Origin of the sequence: Streptomyces sp. NPDC007095, assembly GCF_040634475.1 — a bacterium.
Classification (GTDB): Bacteria; Actinomycetota; Actinomycetes; order Streptomycetales; family Streptomycetaceae; genus Streptomyces.
On sequence record NZ_JBEYFS010000473.1, the window covers coordinates 1 to 2,604 of the forward strand.

The following is a 2,604-nucleotide window of genomic DNA, read 5'->3' on the forward strand; positions in this document are numbered from 1 at the left end:
CACGGCAGCTGCTCACCCCTTCTCATGTGCAGGCTAACGTCCCATCAGACGGCAACATTCCAAGGCAAGTTGCAGCATTCTGTTAGGAGTTCTTACACCCCCGAGGAGTTGGTGGGTCTGGCGATGCGGCACCCTGCCAAGTTCTCCCCGGGCGATGGCTGGTCGTACTCCAACACCAACTACATTCTCGCCGCGATGATCATCCACAAGGTCACCGGCCGAAGTTGGGCACGGGAGGTGAAGGACCGGATCATCCGCCCGCTGGGCCTGAGGGACACCAGTACGCCCGGCGTCTTCCCATTCATCCTGGGCCCGCACGCCCAGGGCTACGCCGCGTTCGGCACCGACACCGGCATCGACGTCACGGAGCTCAATTCGAGTATGGCCGTCGGCTCCGGCTCGATCATCAGCACCGCGCACGACCTGAACCGGTTCTACGCCGCGCTGCTCGGCGGCCGTCTGCTGGCCCCGGCGCAGCTCGACGAGATGACGACCACCAAGCTCGCGCCCGAGCTGGGCGTGAGGTATGGACTCGGTCTGGCCGAGATCCCGTTGCCCTGTGGCGGCAGCTACTTCGGCCACAGGGGCGAACTCCTCGGCTATGTCACCTGGGGCGGCGCCACCCGGGACAGGACCCGGACCGCCGTGGTGTACGTCACCAGTGACGGGGGCCAGGACACCTGGCAGGCCATGACCGCACTCGTGGGTCAGGAACTGTGCCGGACCCGTTCTTAAAGAACGTTTTGTCCCGCCGAGGTTGTTTGGCTCGAGGTTCAGGTGTCGCGCCAGTTCGGGGTGGATTCGCGGGTGAGTCTGCGGCTTATGAGGTCGATCATCGCGACGTGGATTATGGCTTCGGAACGGTGGGGGTGGGTTTCGTAGTCACGGGCGAGACGGCGGTGATGCATCAGCCAGGCGGTTGGGTCGGCCGCGCGGTGAGGTGCTCGCCGTGAGGGCGAGTCCTGTTCCGCGCGGCCTCCCGCCGAACCGGACATGACGGTTTCCCGGTCATCCGGCTCTCCAGTGACTACTGCGTGAGTGGTCTGGCTGGCCGTTCTGAGTGGATACGGTCGTGGCAGGTGTCGCAGGCCACGACGGTTTTGCGTCGCCGGTGAAGCATGACGCGCGCCCAGTCGGAAGGCTGCCATCCGGCATGTGCAAGGTCGGCGAGAGCGCGGACGTGGTGCACTTTTACGTTGCCCTTGCTTCCGCAGATCTCGCAGGTGTCCGCCAGGAGTCTCGCGATGAGTTCCTTCTGCGGATAGTCCACCCGAACCGGCTCGCGATCGGCGAGTTCTGCCGCTCGCTGCCGTTGGAGAGGAATTCCACCGAACCGTGCCACCAGCGGTTTCCTGTTCTTCCGCTCGATTCGGGCCTCGAAGCAGATTCGGGGCCCGTTGGGGGTGTCGATTCTGACCTTGTGCCTGGCGGCCATCTTCGAAACCGATGAACGGTGCTTGGCTGCGAGGGTCTTGAGCATCGAGGTTTCCATGGCCCATTGCAACCGGTGCAGCCGGAAGACATCTCCGGCGAGCAGGTAGTACTGGACAATGCCCCGGTAGACGGTCCCGAAGGTCGCCACGATCGCGTGATCGGTGCTGTTGATCAGGGCCGTCCTCTTCGCGGGTTCTCCGCGGTCAAGATAGGGGGCACACTTGGCTTTGATCACGTCCCGTGGGACACGGAGAGCGATCTGGCCGTTGACCCGACGGTAACGTCCTGTCTTCTTCGTGTCGTTGTGCTGGGTCGTGATCTCATAGCCGAGAAACCTCGCTGCCCCGGTGCGGGCATGAGTGATCAGCGTCTTTCCCTGGGACAGTTCCAGCCTGAGTTCGTCACGCAGGAACTGGGCCAGGCACTGCTTGATCTGCTCGGCCTCGGCTTTCGGTCCGGTGAAACCAAGGAGATGATCGTCCGCATAGCGTATGTAGCGCAGTCTGCGATATTCCGGATCGTTCGGATCCGCACTCGGCAGGCTGACCATCCGCTGACGCAGTGCACGGGCCTGGACCCGGTCGCCGCGTCGGCGGGCTTTCGCCAGCAGATTCTGCAACTCCAGATAGGCCGGGTTTCGGGCCCGGCGCTTCCCTCGGGTGTACTCCGGAACAAGGACTGTCTCGACGAGCTCGTCCAGCTTGTGCAGGTAGATGTTGGACAGGACCGGGGAGGCCACTCCGCCTTGCGGCGCTCCGGAGAGCGTGGCACCCCACTTCCAGTCCTCCAGGTATCCGGCCTTGAGCATGTTGCGCACCAGCCGCAGAAACCGCTGGTCATGGATCTTTTCGCCGAGGATCGACAACAGGACCTGGTGGTCCAGGCTGCCGAAGCAGTCGGCGATGTCCCCTTCGATGAACCAGGACGTCCCGGTCCAGGTGTGGTCCACCTCCCGCAATGCGGTGTGGCAGCCACGGCGGGGACGAAATCCATGGGAGCGGTCGGAGAATATCGGCTCGTAAAACGCCTCTAACAACAGGCGGATCACTTCCCCGACGAGCTTATCCGACCAGGTCGGCATGGTGGCTTCATACTGCCCCTCCTGCTGTGAGTGTTGTGGCTTTGACGGGTGATTTCACGGTTCGGGCCGCGAGTTGAAGGCAGACTGCC

Annotated in this window: 3 pseudogenes; 1 reads left to right on the forward strand and 2 read right to left on the reverse strand. The window is 63.4% G+C overall.

Features of this window, described 5'->3' with window-relative positions:
• Positions 1 to 90 precede the first annotated feature (90 nt).
• Positions 91 to 735, forward strand: a pseudogene (locus ABZ656_RS57435) (serine hydrolase domain-containing protein); the annotation flags it as partial.
• 38 nt (positions 736 to 773) lie between these two features.
• Here the strand turns inward: ABZ656_RS57435 and ABZ656_RS57440 are convergent.
• Positions 774 to 914: pseudogene (locus ABZ656_RS57440) on the reverse strand (IS5/IS1182 family transposase); the annotation flags it as partial.
• A 113-nt stretch (positions 915 to 1,027) separates the two neighbouring features.
• A pseudogene (locus ABZ656_RS57445) lies at positions 1,028 to 2,515 on the reverse strand (reverse transcriptase domain-containing protein); the annotation flags it as partial.
• Between the last annotated feature and the right edge of the window lie 89 nt (positions 2,516 to 2,604).